We start from the raw sequence: 18,420 nt of genomic DNA on the forward strand, positions 1-18,420 counted from the left end.
CAATGGGTGATAAACCAATATCCTTCCGGGATGAAAATGGAAATTTTGTCTCTGCAGCCGACGTCTGGAATGCAGAAAAGCTAGAAGAGCTATTTAATAAACTTAATCCCAAGCGCAAGCTGCGTCTGGAAAGAGAAGCATTAGCGAAAGCGGAAGAGGGATAAAACGTTCGATTTTCAAACTATAAACGCTGGGAAAGATTTCTCAGCGTTTTTAAATCTTAAAAAGTGGGTTCTGATAGGTAAGTCGATTTCCTTTTAGCTTCTAAGAATCTCATCAATTAAAAAATGGAAAAAGGCAAGACGGAACAATCTGTCGTGGCCATTGCCTGCTATTTTATGGTATAATGAAAAAAATAAGTAGGAGAAGTAATGATTATGGCAAAAACGATTCATACAGATAAAGCACCAGCAGCGATTGGACCTTATGTTCAAGGAAAAATTGTCGGCAACCTTTTGTTTGCGAGTGGGCAGATTCCTCTGTCTCCTGAAACTGGAGAAATCATTGGGTCGACTATTGAAGAGCAGACCCAGCAGGTGCTGAAAAATGTTTCAGCCATTTTGGAAGCTGCTGGAACAGACTTTGACCACGTAGTCAAGGCTACTTGTTTCTTGAGTGATATCAATGATTTTGTGGCTTTTAATGAGGTTTACAAAACAGCCTTTACAGAAGCATTTCCAGCTCGCTCGGCAGTAGAAGTGGCTCGCCTACCTAAGGATGTGAAGATTGAGATTGAGGTTATTGCCGAGATTCTCTAAAAAAGAGCTGGAGAAAACAGCTTTTTGACGAATTCTATCTGATGAAAGGATTATAATGTCTGAGAAGAAAATTCAGCTTGTCATTGTGACTGGAATGAGCGGGGCGGGGAAAACCGTAGCCATTCAGTCCTTTGAAGACTTAGGTTATTTTACCATTGATAATATGCCGCCAACTCTGGTGCCAAAGTTTTTGCAGCTGGTCGAAGGGACCACTGACAATGATAAATTGGCTCTGGTTGTCGATATGCGCAGCCGTTCTTTCTTTTTGCAAATCCAGAATGTTTTGGATGAATTAGAGCAAAATGAGAACATCGATTTCAAGATTCTTTTCCTAGATGCAGCGGATAAGGAGTTAGTGGCTCGTTACAAGGAAACGCGGCGCAGCCATCCGTTGGCAGCTGATGGCCGGATTTTGGATGGGATTAAGCTGGAGCGTGAGCTCTTGGCCCCTCTGAAAAATCTCAGTCAAAATGTTGTGGACACAACTGATTTGACACCACGGGAGCTGAGAAAAACGATTTCTGAACAGTTTTCCAATCAAGATGAAATGCACAGTTTCCGTATTGAGGTCATGAGTTTTGGTTTCAAATACGGTCTGCCTTTGGATGCGGATTTGGTCTTTGATGTGCGCTTTCTGCCTAATCCCTACTATAAACCTGAGCTACGCAATCAGACAGGTTTGGACAAGGATGTCTTTGACTATGTCATGAACCATGCAGAGTCAGAAGAATTTTACCAGCATCTGCTAGGCTTGATTGAGCCAATCTTGCCGGGCTATCAGAAGGAAGGCAAGTCTATCCTGACCATTGCAGTGGGCTGTACAGGCGGTCAGCACCGTAGTGTAGCCTTTGCTCAGCGCTTAGCAGATGATTTGGCTAAAAATTGGCCGGTCAATGCCAGCCACCGCGATAAAAACCGTCGGAAAGAAACGGTGAACCGCTCATGAGAAAGCCAAGAATTACAGTCATCGGCGGTGGAACAGGAATTTCTGTTATTTTAGACAGCCTGCGTAAAAAGGACGTAGAAATTACAGCCATTGTCACAGTAGCAGATGATGGAGGCAGTTCTGGTGAACTGCGGAAAAACATCCAGCAGCTGACTCCGCCGGGTGATCTTCGAAATGTCTTAGTAGCCATGTCCGACATGCCAAAGTTCTATGAGAAGGTCTTTCAGTATCGCTTTGCGGAAGGAGACGGCGTTCTAGCGGGACATCCCTTGGGCAATCTGATTATTGCCGGTATTTCCGAAATGCAGGGCTCAACCTATAATGCCATGCAGCTTTTGACCAAGTTCTTCCATACGACAGGAAAAATCTACCCTTCTAGCGATACCCCTCTAACTCTGCATGCTGTGTTTGCAGATGGGACGGAAGTTGTAGGTGAGAGCAATCTGACCAGCAAGAGCGGGATGATTGAGCGGGTTTATGTGACCAATACCTATGATGACAAGAAGCCTGCTGCCAGTAAAAAGGTAGTCGAGAGCATCTTAGAGAGCGATATGGTGGTTCTGGGGCCGGGTTCACTATTTACCTCCATCTTGCCTAATCTCGTTATCGAGGAAATTGGCCAAGCTCTTCTAGACACCAAGGCAGAAGTGGCTTATGTCTGCAATATCATGACCCAGCGAGGCGAAACAGAGCATTTTTCAGACAGCGATCACGTCCAAGTTCTGCACCGTCATTTAGGCAGGAAGTTTGTAGATACAGTCTTGGTCAATATCGAACCTGTCCCTCATGAGTACATGGACAGCAACCAGTTTGACGAATATCTGGTCCAGGTGGAGCATGATTTCCAAGGACTGCAGGAGCAGGTTCCGCGCGTTATTTCTTCGAATTTCCTGCGTTTGGAAAATGGCGGAGCTTTCCATGATGGCGAGTTGGTCGTTGACGAATTAATGCAGATTATACAGGTACGCAAATGAGCTTTACAGTAAAAGTAAAAGAAGAACTGCTGAGTCTGGTAAGCAGAGACAAAAACGAACTGTCAGCCATGATCAAGATGTCTGGCAGTCTGGGCTTGGCCAGCGGTGGTTTGACCCTGTCTGTCACAACAGAAAATGCCAAGATTGCTCGCCATCTCTATGAGTTGCTGTTGGACCTTTATCAGGTCAAGTCAGAAATCCGTCACCATCAGAAGACTAATCTGCGCAAGAATCGTGTATACACAGTATTTCTGGATCAGAAAGTAGAAGAAATCCTTTCTGACCTGCACTTGGCTGACTCTTTTTTTGGTATTGAGGCAGGGATTGACCAGGCCATTTTGTCAGATGACGAAGCCAGCCGAGCCTACCTCCGGGGAGCCTTTCTCTCAAATGGCAGCATGCGGGAGCCAGATTCAGGCAAGTACCAGCTGGAAATCCTGTCCGTTTATCTGGATCATGCTGAGGATTTGGCTGCCTTAATGCGGCGTTTTCTGCTGGATGCCAAGACCATCGAGCGCAAGAAAGGGGCTGTTACTTATCTGCAGCGGGCTGAGGATATCATGGATTTTCTCATTGTCATCGGTGCTATGGAAGCCATGGCTGAATTTGAATCTCTTAAGCTCATGCGGGAAGCGCGCAATGACCTCAATCGCGCTAATAATGCGGAGACAGCCAACATCGCCCGTACGGTCACAGCCAGTATGAAAACCATCAACAATATTGCCAAAATCAGCGATAATATGGGCATTGAAAGTCTACCTGTAGACCTGCAGGAGGTAGCCCAGCTTCGTATCCAACATCCGGACTACTCCATCCAGCAGCTAGCTGATAGTCTGAGCCGGCCACTGACTAAGAGCGGTGTCAATCATCGCTTGAGAAAAATCAATAAAATCGCAGATGAATTATAAAAGCTGCTGAGCTTGAGCTCGGCAGCTGTTTTTTATAGGCTTGTAGAATGTTTGGGTTGGACTTTTTGCTCAGGATAGATATGGTTAATGGCATTGTTGACAGCAGTAGGTGCCTCACCTAGCCCAGTTGCAATCAGGTCAATCTTCCCCTCGTAGCTGCAGCAGTCTCCGGCTGCATAGATACCTGGCACAGAAGTTTCTTGCTTGCTGTTGACCAAAATCTTGTGACGGTTGAGCTCCAAGCCCCAATCTTTGAGATTGCCGACAGAGGATTTAAAACCATAGTTGACAAAGAGATGATCTAGGGGCAGAAGCTGACTTTCCTCTCCCTTGACTTGGCTGATTTCCAAATGGGTAATCTTGCCATTTTCGCCGACCAATCGACTGGGTACAAATGGTGTCTTAATCTCAACACTAGAAGCCTTGAGTTCTTCCACACTATGTTCTAAAGCCCGGAAGTTGTCCCGACGATGAACCAGGCTGGTTTCTGCAATCTTTTCAAAAGCTAGCGCCCAGTCAACAGCCGAGTCGCCGCCGCCCAGAACAACAACTTTTTTATCAGCGTACTGGCTGATGTTTGAAACGTGATAGTGGAGGTTGCTGTAGTTTTCAGCATCGTCTAACTCCAAAGCTCTCGGTTTGAAAGCACCACCTCCCATGGCGATGATGATGGTTTTGGTCTGATGCTGGGCTTGAGAAGTCGTGATGGTGAAGCCATCATCAGATTTAGTGATATCCAGAACCGTTTCATTGAGGCAAATCTCAGTCTGGAAAGTTTCCAGCTGCTCAATCAGACGCTGAGTCAACTCTTCGCCGCTTAGATTGGTAAAGCCTGGTACATCCAGAATCTTCTTCTCTGGATAGAGAATGGCCGGCTGACCGCCCAGCTGAGGCAGGGAATCAATGATTTTAACCTTGGCTTGGCGCAAATGAGCATAAAAAGCTGCGAATAGGCCAACTGGACCGCCGCCGACAATCGTAATATCATACAGTTCAGACATAATCTTCCTCAATCTTTTTAAAATAAACTAGCATTATTGTACCACAAAAAGGGGTTGAAATGTAAGCAAATGTTTCGAAGACATCTTAAAAGCCCCATCAGGGACTTAAAATTAGATTGCAAATAAATCATTGAGGTTTTCAGCCAGCGTTGGGTGGGTGAAGATTTGCTTGCTCAAGTAGGTGTAAGGAATCTTATTATCCATGGCTACAGTCAGGATATTGATAATTTCCTGTGCCCCTGCTGAGAAGATAGTCGCTCCCACGATTTCCTTGGTTTCAGTATTGACAACAGCCTTGAAGGCACCGCGTAAGTCAGCATTGACATGTCCGCGAGGCATTGCTGCGACTGGAATCTCCTTAACTGCAATCGGCAGTCCTTGCTCTTGGGCTTCCTTTTCAGTCAATCCGATTTGAGCCAAAGGCGGTGTGATGAACATGCTGGTAGGGACGTTTTTACGGTCTTCCAGTGTGTAGCTACCGTCGCCAGCCAGATAGCTATAAAGGATACGGAAGTCATCCAGTGAGATATAAGTGAACTGCAGACCGCCATTGACATCGCCCGCTGCAAAAATGCCGGGTACAGATGTTTCCAAGTGCTTGTTGACCTTGATAGCTCCGCGCTCTGTCAGTTCAATGTCAGTATTTTCCAACTGCAGTGGCTCAACATTCGGCTTGCGGCCAGTAGCATAGAGCAGGGCATCAAAGCGGAATTCTCCATCCTCTGTCACAACCACAACTTCAGCACCATCATTTTTAATCTGCTTGGTTTGCACATTTTGCAGGAGCTGGATTCCGTCTTCTTCCATGTACTGCTTAGCTAGAGCAGCGATAGAAGGCTCTACTCGAGGGAGAAAGACAGGTGCAGCATCCAGCACAGTCACCTGACTGCCCAATTTGTTGTAGAGTCCAGCAAATTCTAAGCCGATGTTACCGCCCCCCAGAACTCCTAAGCGTTTAGGAAGTTCCTTCAGATTTTGGATGCCAGTTGAGTCATAGACATGTTCGGTTTCAGTCAGTCCTGGAATTGGCAGGACATTGGAAACAGCACCGGTATTGATGACAATAGTCTCAGCAGTCAGTTCCTCTTTTTCATCGCCAGCTGTGATTTCGATGACTTTATTGGAAAGGAAATGAGCTTCCGCATCGATGATGTCGACACCAGCGCCACTGATTGCTGCGTAGTTCTTTCCATTGAGACGGCTGGTTACAGCATTCTTTTCAGCCATGACTTGGTCGAAACCAAGGCCTTTTTCAGCTGCGACCAGCAAGGTCTTGGTTGGGATGCAGGCGATATTGATACAGGTTCCACCGTACATAGCCTTGCTTCGCTCAATCAAAGCAACTTTTTTTCCTTGGGCCGCCATTTTGGCTGCCAATGTTTTACCGGCCTTCCCAAAGCCGATGACAATTAAATCATAGGTTAACATGATTTACCTCCATTTTTCAAAAAAGATTGTATCACATCTAGTCAGAAATTGCTTATTTCTGCTACGCTTTTTTTCTTCAGTATTTTTAGTCTTTCTTTTTATACAGAATGTCCAATTTTGAGCAAGATTTTCGCAGTTCCAGTCAGTCTGTGTTATACTAAGTTTCGTTATTTATTTTAGGAGGGTAAAATGTCTATTATTACACTGATTTTGGCAAGTTTGGTTGCCTTGGAATTTTTCTATATCCTGTACCTGGAGACCATTGCGACGACTTCTGCAGCGACAGCTCGGGTTTTCGGTATGTCACAAGAGGAGTTGGAGCGGCAGTCGGTCAATACACTTTTCAAAAACCAAGGAGTTTACAACGGATTGATAGCTGTTTTAGTGCTGATTGCGGCCTTTGTGCAGCTTAGTCCGGTTTGGCTGGGAATTTTTATGGTTTATATCATCTTGGTAGCAGCTTACGGTGCAGTGACCAGTGACCCGAAAATCCTGTTCAAGCAGGGAGGGCTGGCTATGCTGACCCTACTTAGTCTATTTTTCTAAAATAGAGTGAGGAAAATTGATTTCCCACTCTTTTTTATATAATGATTGACTTTTTTGTTAGACAAGTGTAGAATAAAATTAGAAATAGCATTATTTAGAAAGCGCGTGGAACGATGAAAAGATCAATTAAACGTTTGCCAGACGGAGAATTTACTATTTTAAAAGTAATTTGGCAGCTGCCTACACCGACGACCTCTGCCCGTATCATGGAAAAGCTGGGACCAGACAATCACTGGAAGCCCCAGACTTTGCTGACAGTCTTGGCTCGCTTGACTGAAAAGGGCTTTTTAGAAAGTGTCCGCAAGGGGCGTGAAAGGCAGTATACAGCCTTGATTTCAGAAGATGAGTATCTGGAAGTTGAGGCTTCGGATTTCTTGAAGCGTCACAGCGGCCGTTCAATGGGCGGTTTTGTCAAAACACTCTTTTCTTCTAACTCCTTTTCGGAAAATGAATTGGATGAGCTGCGCAGTTTGCTCAACCAAGGAAAGTAGGATGGAGGGATAAGCATGAAACAGTTCCTTCTTTCTTTTCTGCTGACCAGTTTGTCAACATCCATTTTAGTGCTTTTGCTTAGTCTACTTTTTACGGCCTTTAAGACTAAGATTTCGGTCAGAGTGAAGTATTTTATTTGGTTTTTGATATTGCTAAGTTTTCTGTTTCCGTTCCGTCCCCAATTTGGCTCAGGCCTGATTCGGCTGAATACAGGATCGGTAGTTCAGACAGCAGTGACTGCTACCCAGACAGGTGGAGCTCAGGGTGCTTCTCCAGCAGTTGAAAAAGCTAGCCAGTCAAATCTCTGGGAGGCTTTTCTGGGTCTGCCTTGGTTTGAGATTCTCTTTGCCATCTGGCTGATTGGCTTTGTCTTTAGTATAGGAAGATACGCTTATTCTTATATTCGCTTCAGAAAGATGCTGAAGCGCTGGGGCACGGAGTTTCAGGACGAAGAAGCGATGGCTCAGCTGCGGGCTGTTCAGCAGGAGATGGGAGTTAAGGGCCGGATTCGTCTGCTCCACTATCCTATGTCCCAAAGTCCTATGCTGCTAGGTTTCAGAGATATTTTAATCGTGCTTCCAGAACTTGACTACACAGAAGAAGAACTGCAGCTGATTTTCAAGCATGAGCTGACCCACTACAAACACCGAGATGTTTTAATCAATCTTTTAGGGATTTTTGCCAAGAGTCTGCACTGGTTTAATCCGGTTGTCCGCTTTGCCTGCCGTGAAACCCAGGAAGCAGGAGAAATGTACTGTGACTACGATGTTCTGAGCTGTAGAGATACAGAGTATCGGACGTTCTACGGTGAAACGATTTTGACCATGATAGACCGCAGTAAGAAGACCCCAATTGCCCTGACGACCTGCTTTTACTCTGACAAGTTTAATCTCAAGCGGCGGATTGTCGGTATTATGGATAACCGCCTGCCTAAGAGGTTTCTGTCTGCTGCTTTTGTAGTGGCCGTTCCTCTCCTTTTGCTCTTGACTAGCTCGGTCTTTGCTCTAGAAAGTCCAGCTGCTCAACAAAGCAAGCCTGTGGCGGGACAAAAACGGCCTCAGGGACTCAGTCACCGTCAGGCTCTAGAGTCCGTCTTAAAAGAGCTGTCTCTTTCTGAAACAGATATTAAAGATTTACAAATTTCGCGTGAGAAAGACACCTATAAAATCCGCTTCTCACATGGGCAAACGGCCCATGAAACCATTGTCAATGCTAAGGATGGAAAACTAATCCAATCCAAGCAGCATACCATTGTCGAAAAGACGGTAACGGTTGAAAAAGAAGTCAGTCCATCCTCGTCTGCTGCATCAACTCCAGCTGATAACAGCTCTACTGCAGGTGCAGGAAATAAGGGAGCAGCGGGCTCTACTGGAGCTAGTACAGCGACAGTTCAAACTCCGACTCAGAACAGTTCCTCTCATACGACAGACACCGATGATCCGGACGATGATGATGACGATTAAATAAAGGATTCTGCCAGTTTAAGTTTCTTAAAAGCTTAGACTGGTAGAATTTTATTATCTTCTCAAAGGGGGATTTAGAAATCCTCCAAGAGCAGTTAGTCATCAGTTTATCTTTATTTTAGGACGATTTTGCTTACAGTTTGCACTTCGTTTCCTAATGCTAAAAAAACTGAAAGATTATTTATCTTTTTTTCTTGACATTCACAAACGACAATTGTAGAATATTTTTATAAACTACATTTGTAGAATGTTTTTGAAAAATACTGCTTGGAAGGGAGAAGAAAGTAAAGCTTATCCAGACGCTTGTAGGATGCAGAGCGGAAGCTCTATTTCTTTTAAAAGCATAAACTACATTTGTAGAATTAAAGGAGAATCCAAATGAAACAAAAGCAAATCCAAACAAACTTCCAACGGATCGAAACGAAGTATATTCTTGACCGAGCAATGCTAGCTCGTCTTGAAGCTGACATGAGGCCTTACCTTACCGCAGATGATTATGCGACATCAACCATTTCCAATGTGTATTTTGATAATGATGAGTTCCAGATGATTCAGGATTCCATTGCCAGAAAAGGTGGTCGTGAAAAGATGCGGATGCGCACTTATGCTGAGCAGCCGAATGATGATAGTCAAGTTTTCTTGGAAATCAAGAAGAAACGTGATGAAGTAGGCTTCAAATACCGTTTAGTTTCCAATCCTCTCTCTGTGACCAACTATATTGTGAATGGTGTGGCAGACCATACTATTTCTGATGACCGGGTCAAGGCAGAAGTAGAACAGTTACAGGAGCGCTATCTAGACTTGAAGCCAAAAATGGTGATTAGTTATGACCGCTACTCTATGAGAGGCTTGGAAGATAAAAAGGTACGTGTGACAGTTGATTCCAACATCCGCTACCGAGATTATGATGTAGATTTAGCTTCAGGTCGCTATGGACTGCCCTTGCTGGAAGATGACAAGGTGATTATGGAAATCAAGGTTCCTGGTCAATATCCTCAGTGGCTGGCTGATATTCTGAACAAATACGGCCTTGAAGACCAGTCCTTCTCAAAATACGGCAAAGCCTATCTGAAAACTAAAGAAAGGCTGACTCAAACAGTCAAGGCCTAAGGGGGTAGTCTATGCTCGATCAGTTATTTAACAGTATCTACTCCTCCACGGAGGTCAAGATTAATCCTTTAGCATTGATTTTTTCACTAGCAACTAGTGTGGTTTTAGGAATTATCTTGGCCAAGGTCTATAAGCGCCAAACCATTTATACTAAGGAATTTGTCGTCACCCTCTCTCTTTTGCCGGCCATTATTTCTATTATCATCTTCTTGGTTAATGGAAATCTGGGTACCAGTGTCGCCGTAGCAGGGACTTTCAGCTTGATTCGTTTCCGGTCGGCCGCAGGTGGCTCCAAGGAGCTCCTAGCCATCTTTATGGCGACGGCTATCGGAATTACAACGGGGATGGGATTTGTAGCATTGGGAATTGTCTTTACTCTAGCTATTTCAGGCATCTGGATGCTCTTTGAAAAGATGAGCTTTACTTCAGTCAGTCAGACCAGACGTTATGTTCAGGTTCAGGTTCCAGCTGATTTTGACTACGAAGTACTCTTTGATGCTATCTTTGAAACGGCTTGTAAATCAGCCGAACTGACCTCTCTCAAGTCGGCTGAAAAGAAGTCTATCAAGCTGGACTATGTTGTTGACTTGAATCCGGATATAAGTGACAGAGAGCTCATTCAGCAGTTCCTATTCTACGATAAGGTTCAGGACATTTCCCTTTCCAAAGCCGCTAAGAAGCGTAAAACTCTCTAAGCAAAAGAAGACCAGCTGCAGCATAGCAGTTGGTTTTCTTGTTTCTATAATAAAAAGGAGCCCACATCATACTTACAGAAAATACTTGACACTCTTTTCTATATGTGGTATGATTATATAGATTTTGGACTTGAAGGGAGTGAAAAAAATGTCAAAAACAGTAGTACGCAAGAATGAATCACTTGATGATGCACTTCGTCGTTTCAAACGTGCGGTTACTAAAGCTGGTACTCTTCAAGAAACACGCAAACGTGAATTCTATGAAAAACCTTCTGTAAAACGCAAACGCAAATCAGAAGCAGCTCGTAAACGTAAAAAATTCTAATTGAACAAAAAAGCAGACTCCGGTCTGTTTTTTGTTTTCACTCTTTGGATAAGGTCGCACCTACTTCCAGTGCGAGTAGCATGGCAAGAAAAAACACTGATTTTCATCAGTGAATTCTCTTTATTTTTTCTCAGCCAACAAAGCTTTGATTTCTTGCAGGACTTCCAATTCAGTTGGTCCAGCTGGCGCTTCTTCAGCTTCTTCCTTCTTCTTAGCAAGGCTTTGTGCTTTTTCAGCAGACTTGACGATGAAGAAGAGAACAGTACCGATTACCAAGAAGTTAATTACAGCGCTCAAGAAGTTACCATAAGCGATCCCGTTCCATTTCAATTGAGAAATTTGCTCCAAGTTTGCAGCTTTCAAAATTGGGTTGAGGAAGAGGGGAGTGATTACGTCAGTAATCAATGAAGTGACGATTGCTCCAAAAGCGTTGGCGATGATCACACCGACTGCCAAATCAATCACGTTCCCACGCAGCAAGAATTCTTTAAGATCCTTTAACATTCTTTCTTTCCTTTCAAGAATTTATTAATGAGATTATATTATAGCTTATTTATATGACATCTACAAGATATTTGTTTGTCAAATATTTTACATTTGCTTCATTTTAGTATAAAATATAGAATGATATTCTATGATAAATTGGAGGTATTGTCTTTTGATTGATAAAGAAATCATTTCTGAAATTAAAAACAGCGTCAATATCGTCGATGTCATAGGAGAAACGGTGGCCTTGACCAAGGCTGGGCGGAATTTCCTGGGACTCTGTCCCTTTCATGGCGAAAAGACGCCCTCTTTTAACGTTGTAGAGGACAAGCAGTTTTATCACTGTTTTGGCTGCGGCAAGTCGGGCGATGTCTTCAAATTCATTGAGGATTATCGAGGCGTTTCCTTTATGGATGCTGTGCAGATTGTAGCAGATCGGGCAGGGATTCCCTTGGCTGTAGAGACAGCGGGCAACGACCGACCGAGACAAAGCCATCCGCATCAGGCTCTCTACGATATCCATACCGAGGCAACGAAATTTTACCATGCGGTTCTGATGACGACCAAGATGGGAGAGGAAGCGCGGGCTTATCTCTACCAGCGGGGTCTGACAGATGATGTTCTTAAGCATTTTCAAATCGGGCTGGCTCCTAATGAGGGGAATTATCTTCATAAGAGTATGGCTGGCAAATTTGATGAGAATACCATCATGAACTCGGGCCTCTTCAATCTGGCGGAGAATAATCTGGTCTATGATGCTTTTCAGAACCGGATTATGTTTCCCCTGACCAATGACAGCGGGCAGGTTGTGGCCTTTTCCGGACGGATTTGGCAGTCAGCGGCTACTGATGGTCATCAGGCCAAGTACAAAAACAGTCGCAGCACCGCTATTTTCAATAAAAGCTACGAGCTCTATCATCTGGATAAGGCCAAGCCGGTTATCAAGAAGAGCCATGAGGTCTATCTGATGGAAGGCTTCATGGATGTGATTGCGGCTTATCGGGCCGGGATTGAGAATGCTGTGGCCTCAATGGGAACAGCTCTGACGCCTGAGCATGTCCAGCATCTAAGCAAGTATTGCAAGAAGATTATCCTGTCTTACGATGGAGATAGGGCAGGGCAGGCAGCGACTGCTAAGGCTTTAGATGAGCTGAAAGATATGACGGTGGAAATTGTTCGGATTCCGGATAATTTGGACCCCGATGAATTTCTCGCTAAAAATTCTGAGGAAGACTTGCAGCATTTGCTGAGTAAAACGCGAATAAGTAATGTGGAGTTTCTGCTGCATCATCTGAAACCAGATAATATTGAAAATCTACAGGCTCAGATTGAGTTTGTAGAGAAGATGGCGCCGATTATTGCGAAGACCAATTCCATCACAGCGCAGAACTCCTATATTTACATGCTGGCTGAGCTGCTGCCAGACTTTGACTATCAGCAGGTGGAGCAGACGGTAAATAACAGCCGGCTGGCTGAGCGCTCTAGTCGCAGTCAGGAGGCGCCGATTCAGCAGTCTCAACCAGTCGTCATGCAATTTTCGCCTTCGAACCGGCTGAGTCGTCTGATGAGGGCGGAAAATCATATCTTCCACCGCATGATGCATCATCCTTTGATTTTGAACCAATATCGGCTGAGAGAAGACTTTTTCTTTGACTCTGAGGAGTTACAGGCCTTGTATGAGATTTTGCTGGCAAATGGTGAGGTGACACCGCAAGATTTGTCCCAGCTGCCAGATCATGTCCAGCAGGCTTGGTACCGCGTCTTAGAAGAAGATTTGCCTGATGAGGTTTTGGAAGATGAATTGAAAGAAGTGGAAGAAACAAGAGAGCGGGAGATTTTGCGCAAGCATAATCAGTTTATTAGTAAGAAGATTCGAGAAGCCTCTCACAGCGGAGATACGGATACAGCCTTGTCTGAGCTAGAGCGCTTGATTGAGCAAAAAAGAAGAATGGAGTAGGAATGGCTACAAAACAAAAAGAAGTAACAACATTAGACGTTCAAATTGCAGAATTTATCCGCAACCACAAGCAGACAGGAGTTGCGACAGATGATGAAATCAATGACCAACTGGTCATTCCTTTCACTTTGGACGCTGATGGGATTGAGGATTTGCTGCAGCGCATCCAGGATGCTGGTATCTCAATTACAGATAAAGAAGGAAATCCCAGCGCGCGCGTCTTAAATAACGAAGAGGAAGAAGCGGAGCTGACGGATGAAGAGCTCTTAGGCAGCAATTCAGCCAAGGTCAATGACCCGGTCCGCATGTATCTGAAAGAAATCGGGGTTGTGCCGCTTCTCAGCAATGAAGAAGAGCAGGAGCTGGCTATCTTGGTAGAACAGGGAGACTTGGAGGCCAAGCAGCGTCTGGCTGAGGCCAATCTTCGTCTGGTTGTTTCCATTGCTAAGCGCTATGTCGGCCGTGGTATGCAGTTCCTTGACTTGATTCAAGAAGGAAATATGGGGTTGATGAAGGCCGTTGATAAGTTTGACTACACCAAAGGATTTAAGTTTTCAACTTATGCAACTTGGTGGATTCGTCAAGCCATTACCCGTGCGATTGCTGACCAAGCTCGGACTATTCGGATTCCGGTCCATATGGTGGAAACCATTAACAAGCTGGTCCGCGAGCAACGTAATCTCTTGCAGGAATTAGGGCAAGACCCAACACCAGAGCAAATCGCTGAGCGGATGGATATGACACCTGACAAGGTTCGTGAGATTCTCAAGATTGCTCAAGAGCCGGTTTCTCTGGAGACACCTATCGGTGAAGAAGATGACAGTCATCTGGGAGACTTTATCGAAGACGAAGTGATTGAAAACCCAGTCGACTATACAACTCGTGTCGTCCTTCGTGAGCAGCTGGATGAAGTATTGGATACGCTGACAGACCGCGAAGAAAACGTCCTACGTCTGCGCTTTGGTCTGGACGACGGCAAAATGCGGACCCTGGAAGATGTCGGCAAGGTCTTCAATGTCACCCGCGAGCGGATTCGCCAGATTGAAGCCAAGGCCCTGCGTAAACTCCGCCATCCAAGCCGCAGCAAACCACTCAGAGACTTTATCGAAGATTAAGAAATGAAAAGAAGCGTGAGGCGGTTCTCTTTCAGCAGGAAGTGTTAAGTCAGCAATCCTAACTGAAAGCAAAAGCCCCCTCGAGCTAACTTGAAATTTCTGCTATATCTATAAGGAGGATATTGCATGCCAGAAAAAAAATACAGCCCTGAAGAAGTTGAAAAAATCAAAACACGTATTTTAGAGAGCTTGGAGCAGGTCATTGACCCAGAGCTGGGGATTGATATTGTCAATCTAGGTCTAATCTATGAAATCCGTTTTGATGAGACCAATGGGGAAACAGAAATCGATATGACCCTGACAACCATGGGATGCCCTCTGGCGGATCTTCTGACTGACCAGATCTATGATGCTATGTCAGATGTTCCAGAGGTTACCAAGACTGATGTTAAGTTGGTTTGGTACCCAGCTTGGACGGTGGAAAAGATGAGCCGCTATGCTCGGATTGCTTTGGGGATTCGCTAAGAACTGATAGTAAGTGCTGGCCTGCTGTATGCAGGCTTTTGCTTTTTTTAGTAGATTCTGTTATAATGTTCCTATTGTCTTGGGGTCGTTACGGATTCGACAGGCATTATGCGGCACATTTTGCAACCCATCTAGCGGATGTAAAACGCCAGTTAAATATAACTGCAAAAAATAACAATTCTTACGCTGTAGCTGCCTAAAAACCAGCCAGCGTGACCCGATTCGGATTGCTTGTGTCTGATGACAGGTCTTATTATGAGCAAGCTACGGCAAGGTCTAGTCTAGGGATTTTGCAAGAGATTGATAGACTCGCTTGACTTGGGCTTGAGCTATGTGTCAAAGTTAAGTTAAATCAATACATAGCCTATGGTTGTAGACAAATGTGTTAGCAGGTGTTTGGACGTGGGTTCGACTCCCACCGGCTCCATTATTTTAAAATCTTTCTAAAGCGTTGAGAAATCAGCGTTTTTTGCTTTTACAATGTCCAGGAAATCTTGATTTCTATCTGAAAAAGTAATACAATGATGTTAGTGATGACAAAGGAAATATTGGTATTTCTAATTGGTCAATTTCATAAGTATTAAGGGAAGTTGGATATGAGTTTTTTTAAGAATCTGTTTGGTAAGAAACAAGAGCAAGAGGAAGAGAAAGTAGAAAAGATAGAAGAAGCAGTGCTTGATGTACCTTCTGAGGAACCTTTTCCTAGTGAGTGGGGATCTTTCTCAACCTATATAGATGACAAGCTAGCTAGCATCCGTCTGAATCTTGCCTTGGCTGATGAGGCTCCCTATCCTCTCTATGCCTATGCTATGAGGCTCAAAGTAACGCTCCTCCAGTACGATGGGGAGACGGGTTTTCCATCTAGTGATGAGTTTAAGGAGCTGAATGTGATTGAGGATCGGCTTTCTGAGGCTTTAGGCCAGGTCGGAGGCATTCATGTTGGTGTGATTACGACAGATGGAAATATTGAGTTTTACTACTATTTGCAAGATAAGAAAAGCCATCTGGAGCCGATTGCAAACGTGATGCGCGACTTTCCAGACCGCCGCTATGACTCAGCAACCCTAGAAGATGAGGAGTGGGATCAGTACTTTGATTTTCTCTATCCTAATGAATACGAGTATCAGACCATTCTCAACCAGCGGGTCTGGTACCAGCTGGAGCAGGACGGCGATGACCATAGTCAGGAGCGCGAGATTGACCATTGGGCCTATTTTGCTTCTGAGGAAGACCGAGATGGTTTTCTAAAGGAAGTAGAAGAGCTGGGTTACAGTCTGGTATCTGCTGAAAAGGTAGAAGATGCGGATAAACCTTACCAGCTACACGTGATTCGTATGGATACGACGGAAATCTTTGATTTGAACCAGAATGTTTGGACTTTAGTTGAATTTGTGAAAAAATTTAACGGAAACTATGGCGGTTGGGGCTGTAATGTGGTATAATGGTTAAAGTTTTGAGAAAGCTGGACTTTCTCTTTTGTGGAAGATTACTCAAGAGGCTTAAGAGGCTGTGTTGGAAACGCAGTAGGCGTGTAAAAGCGTGCGTGGGTTCGAATCCCATGTCTTCCGTCATAAGATACAAGAAACGCTGTTTGGCGTTTTTTCTATTGCAAAAGTTTATGGAAGAAAGGCGATTCTTTTTAAATATGAATATCTTTGGAAATACTTGAAAACAATTTCAGCAAAAAAAAATAAGTATTTTATTGTTCATTTTATTTAATAGTGTGGTAAAATGAGAGTAATAGAGTTCTAAAAGGATATAAATTAAAGGGAGAATTATGTTTTTTAAACGTCAAAAAGGTAAGTACCACGAAGTAGAGCGTGTGACTCGTTTTAAGTTGATTAAATCGGGTAAGCATTGGCTGCGTGCTGCGACATCACAGTTCGGCCTTTTTAGATCAATGAGAGGGGGAGGCCTTTCATCGATCGAGCTCAAGGTAACGGAAGAACAAGTTACCGATAAGAAGAGCGGCATAGACTTTTTGAGGGGCATTGTCGCCACGGGGGCCGTGCTGGGTGGAGCTGTTGTGACAAACACAATCGTCCATGCGGAAGAAGATCAGGCTCTGGAAAAAGTCATTGACACGACAGACGTTTTAGCGACACGTGGTGAAACAGTTTTAGGAGAAGAAAGCAGTGCTGCTGAGGCAGTAACCGCAACGGCAAGCTCACATACTGAGTCAGAGTCTGTATCAGATACATCCTCAGCCAGTGCCAGTGCTTCTGTCAGTGCGTCTATCTCTGCCAGCATCTCAGCTTCAGAGTCAATGTCACAGTCTAGCTCTGCCTCTGTCAGTGCCAGCACATCTCAATCAGTCTCAGATTCCTTAAGTGTATCTGAGTCTCTTTCAGTGTCTTCAAGTACATCTGATTCAATGAGTGCAAGCACTAGTGTATCAGAGTCAGTCTCAGCCAGTCAGACCTCTACTACCTCTACATCAGATAGTGCTAGATCCGAAAGCAGCCAGCAGTCGACAGAAGCTTCTAGCCAAACTAGACGTAGAAGAACGCGTCGGGATGTAACGGACTCAGGTCCTAATGTCGAATATCGTGATATTAAAGGCGATATGATTCAAGGTGTTACTACAAGTTTTGATGATGTTAATCGACTTTTGACTTGGACGATAACTCTGACACCAAGACAGGTAAAGACTAACTTTGGTGCACTTGTATCTATCAGTGGCAACCAGGAAACTCGTACAGTAACGATTAATGGTAAAAATGCTGCAAATGGTGGAGTTTACAATTCAGGCGGTGCTTGGAATCTATATACAGGTGAATCTGTCAGCGATAATATTCTAAGAATTACTACGCGCGTAAATGATGCTGGTGGTGAAGTCAAGCTAGGCCTCCGCTTAGTAACTAGCGATAAGAAAATTACCAATAAAAATCTACCGCTTGAGTTTGAACAAGTTGCTGCTACGACAAATGGAAGTTGGGATAAGGCAGGATTTAATACAACTGTTGCGGAAAAGGATACGGAAGCTCCCCAAGTGAAATCTGGGGATTATGTAGTATATCGTGGTGAATCCTTTGAATTTAATGTAGAAACTACCGACAATAGTGGTCAAGTTAATAGAGTTGTCATCCGAAATGTTGAAGGCGGTCCTCAGAGTACTTATCTTTCTCCTAATTGGGTACAATATTCTACAGAGAATTTAGGACAACCGGGTAATGCTACAGCACAGAACCCACTTCGAACTAGAATGTTTGGTTTGGTTCCTACAGATACAGTTATTGGTTATTATACTCGTTATATAGTTGCGTGGGACCCTTCAGGAAATGCCACTCCAATGGTAGATAATCCTAATCGGAATGGACTCGAAAGATTTATCCTTACTGTTAAAAGTCAAAATGAAAAATATGACCCTGCAGATCCATCTATAACTTATGTAAATGATGTTTCTAGGTTATCTCCAACTGAGAGAAATGCTGTCGCTGCTGCGGTCAGAGCAGCAAATCCTGATATACCAGCTGCAGCTACGATTACTGTTGCTGCAAACGGAACGGTTACCATTACTTATCCAGATAGATCTACAGATACTATTTCTGCGGATAGAGTAGTAAAGGATTTTGCATCAAGTCGTTCAGCTTTAACGTCTGCGTCAACATCCGCCTCAACGAGTGCTTCTATGTCTGCTAGTACCTCTGCGTCCCTAAGTGCGTCGACCTCTGCGAGCCAGTCTATTGTAGATAGCAAATCGGCTTCTGTAAGTGCAAGTACCTCGGCTTCCACAAGTGCATCTGTATCC

19 protein-coding genes, 1 tRNA gene and 1 other RNA gene are annotated in these 18,420 nt (G+C 44.3%); 18 read left to right on the top strand and 3 right to left on the bottom strand.

Annotated features, from left to right (window positions below):
- Positions 1–2 precede the first annotated feature (2 nt).
- The 5 genes from RG608_RS04820 to whiA all read left to right on the top strand — a co-directional run bounded on the left by RG608_RS04820 (position 3) and on the right by whiA (position 3,586).
- Positions 3–164 (top strand): hypothetical protein, encoded by a 162-nt coding sequence (locus tag RG608_RS04820; RefSeq protein ID WP_268686470.1) that lies wholly within the window; start codon positions 3–5, stop codon positions 162–164.
- A 213-nt stretch (positions 165–377) separates the two neighbouring features.
- Positions 378–758, top strand: a complete 381-nt coding sequence (locus RG608_RS04825; RefSeq protein ID WP_308946622.1) for a RidA family protein — start codon at positions 378–380, stop codon at positions 756–758.
- A 55-nt stretch (positions 759–813) separates the two neighbouring features.
- A complete protein-coding gene (rapZ, locus tag RG608_RS04830; protein WP_049542188.1) occupies positions 814–1,704 on the top strand; it encodes an RNase adapter RapZ in 891 nt (296 codons plus the stop codon).
- Entirely contained in the window at positions 1,701–2,678 is a 978-nt protein-coding gene (locus RG608_RS04835; protein ID WP_002895961.1) for a YvcK family protein, read from the top strand. The genes rapZ and RG608_RS04835 overlap by 4 nt, the downstream gene beginning before the upstream one ends.
- The gene (gene whiA, locus RG608_RS04840) at positions 2,675–3,586 is read left to right on the top strand and encodes a DNA-binding protein WhiA (RefSeq protein WP_308946623.1); all 912 of its coding nucleotides are present in this window, start codon (positions 2,675–2,677) and stop codon (positions 3,584–3,586) included. The genes RG608_RS04835 and whiA overlap by 4 nt, the downstream gene beginning before the upstream one ends.
- A gap of 32 nt (positions 3,587–3,618) precedes the next feature.
- Here whiA and RG608_RS04845 read toward each other — a convergent pair whose 3' ends face one another.
- Positions 3,619–4,587, bottom strand: a complete 969-nt coding sequence (locus RG608_RS04845; protein ID WP_308946624.1) for an NAD(P)/FAD-dependent oxidoreductase — start codon at positions 4,585–4,587, stop codon at positions 3,619–3,621.
- A gap of 111 nt (positions 4,588–4,698) precedes the next feature.
- Positions 4,699–6,015: an FAD-containing oxidoreductase gene (locus tag RG608_RS04850; protein ID WP_308946625.1), complete on the bottom strand. Its 1,317-nt coding sequence runs from the start codon at positions 6,013–6,015 to the stop codon at positions 4,699–4,701.
- A 189-nt stretch (positions 6,016–6,204) separates the two neighbouring features.
- Between RG608_RS04850 and RG608_RS04855 the strand changes: the two genes are divergently transcribed.
- The 6 genes from RG608_RS04855 (at position 6,205) to rpsU (ending at position 10,646) form a co-directional block, all read left to right on the top strand.
- Positions 6,205–6,561, top strand: a complete 357-nt coding sequence (locus tag RG608_RS04855; RefSeq protein ID WP_308946626.1) for a DUF1304 family protein — start codon at positions 6,205–6,207, stop codon at positions 6,559–6,561.
- A gap of 113 nt (positions 6,562–6,674) precedes the next feature.
- Positions 6,675–7,052: a BlaI/MecI/CopY family transcriptional regulator gene (locus tag RG608_RS04860; protein ID WP_002895954.1), complete on the top strand. Its 378-nt coding sequence runs from the start codon at positions 6,675–6,677 to the stop codon at positions 7,050–7,052.
- Between the two features lie 15 nt (positions 7,053–7,067).
- Entirely contained in the window at positions 7,068–8,516 is a 1,449-nt protein-coding gene (locus RG608_RS04865) for a M56 family metallopeptidase (RefSeq protein WP_308946627.1), read from the top strand.
- Positions 8,517–8,894: 378 nt separating this feature from the next.
- Entirely contained in the window at positions 8,895–9,626 is a 732-nt protein-coding gene (locus RG608_RS04870; RefSeq protein WP_002915552.1) for a polyphosphate polymerase domain-containing protein, read from the top strand.
- 11 nt (positions 9,627–9,637) lie between these two features.
- Positions 9,638–10,321 carry a DUF4956 domain-containing protein gene (locus RG608_RS04875; protein WP_308946628.1) on the top strand — a complete coding sequence of 228 codons (684 nt, stop codon included), beginning with the start codon at positions 9,638–9,640 and terminating at the stop codon, positions 10,319–10,321.
- Positions 10,322–10,469: 148 nt separating this feature from the next.
- Positions 10,470–10,646 (top strand): 30S ribosomal protein S21, encoded by a 177-nt coding sequence (rpsU, locus tag RG608_RS04880; protein ID WP_000048054.1) that lies wholly within the window; start codon positions 10,470–10,472, stop codon positions 10,644–10,646.
- Between the two features lie 120 nt (positions 10,647–10,766).
- Here rpsU and mscL read toward each other — a convergent pair whose 3' ends face one another.
- Positions 10,767–11,150 (bottom strand): large conductance mechanosensitive channel protein MscL, encoded by a 384-nt coding sequence (mscL, locus tag RG608_RS04885; protein WP_002895947.1) that lies wholly within the window; start codon positions 11,148–11,150, stop codon positions 10,767–10,769.
- A 154-nt stretch (positions 11,151–11,304) separates the two neighbouring features.
- Between mscL and dnaG the strand changes: the two genes are divergently transcribed.
- The 7 genes from dnaG to RG608_RS04920 form a co-directional block, all read left to right on the top strand.
- Positions 11,305–13,089, top strand: coding sequence for a DNA primase (gene dnaG, locus RG608_RS04890; RefSeq protein ID WP_308946629.1), 1,785 nt, complete (start codon positions 11,305–11,307; stop codon positions 13,087–13,089).
- A gap of 2 nt (positions 13,090–13,091) precedes the next feature.
- Positions 13,092–14,204, top strand: coding sequence for an RNA polymerase sigma factor RpoD (gene rpoD, locus RG608_RS04895; RefSeq protein WP_002897871.1), 1,113 nt, complete (start codon positions 13,092–13,094; stop codon positions 14,202–14,204).
- 126 nt (positions 14,205–14,330) lie between these two features.
- Positions 14,331–14,669 (top strand): metal-sulfur cluster assembly factor, encoded by a 339-nt coding sequence (locus RG608_RS04900; RefSeq protein WP_308946630.1) that lies wholly within the window; start codon positions 14,331–14,333, stop codon positions 14,667–14,669.
- 81 nt (positions 14,670–14,750) lie between these two features.
- Positions 14,751–15,099: a transfer-messenger RNA gene (gene ssrA / locus RG608_RS04905) on the top strand.
- A 166-nt stretch (positions 15,100–15,265) separates the two neighbouring features.
- Positions 15,266–16,111, top strand: coding sequence for a DUF695 domain-containing protein (locus RG608_RS04910; protein WP_308946631.1), 846 nt, complete (start codon positions 15,266–15,268; stop codon positions 16,109–16,111).
- Positions 16,112–16,149: 38 nt separating this feature from the next.
- A tRNA-Ser gene (locus tag RG608_RS04915) sits at positions 16,150–16,237 on the top strand.
- 209 nt (positions 16,238–16,446) lie between these two features.
- Positions 16,447–18,420, top strand: a 1,974-nt coding sequence (locus tag RG608_RS04920; protein ID WP_308946632.1) for an accessory Sec-dependent serine-rich glycoprotein adhesin, incomplete at its 3' end; no start/stop codon positions are given.

This window comes from Streptococcus sp. IsoGale022 (genome assembly GCF_031142805.1).
Classification (GTDB): Bacteria; Bacillota; Bacilli; order Lactobacillales; family Streptococcaceae; genus Streptococcus; species Streptococcus sanguinis_A.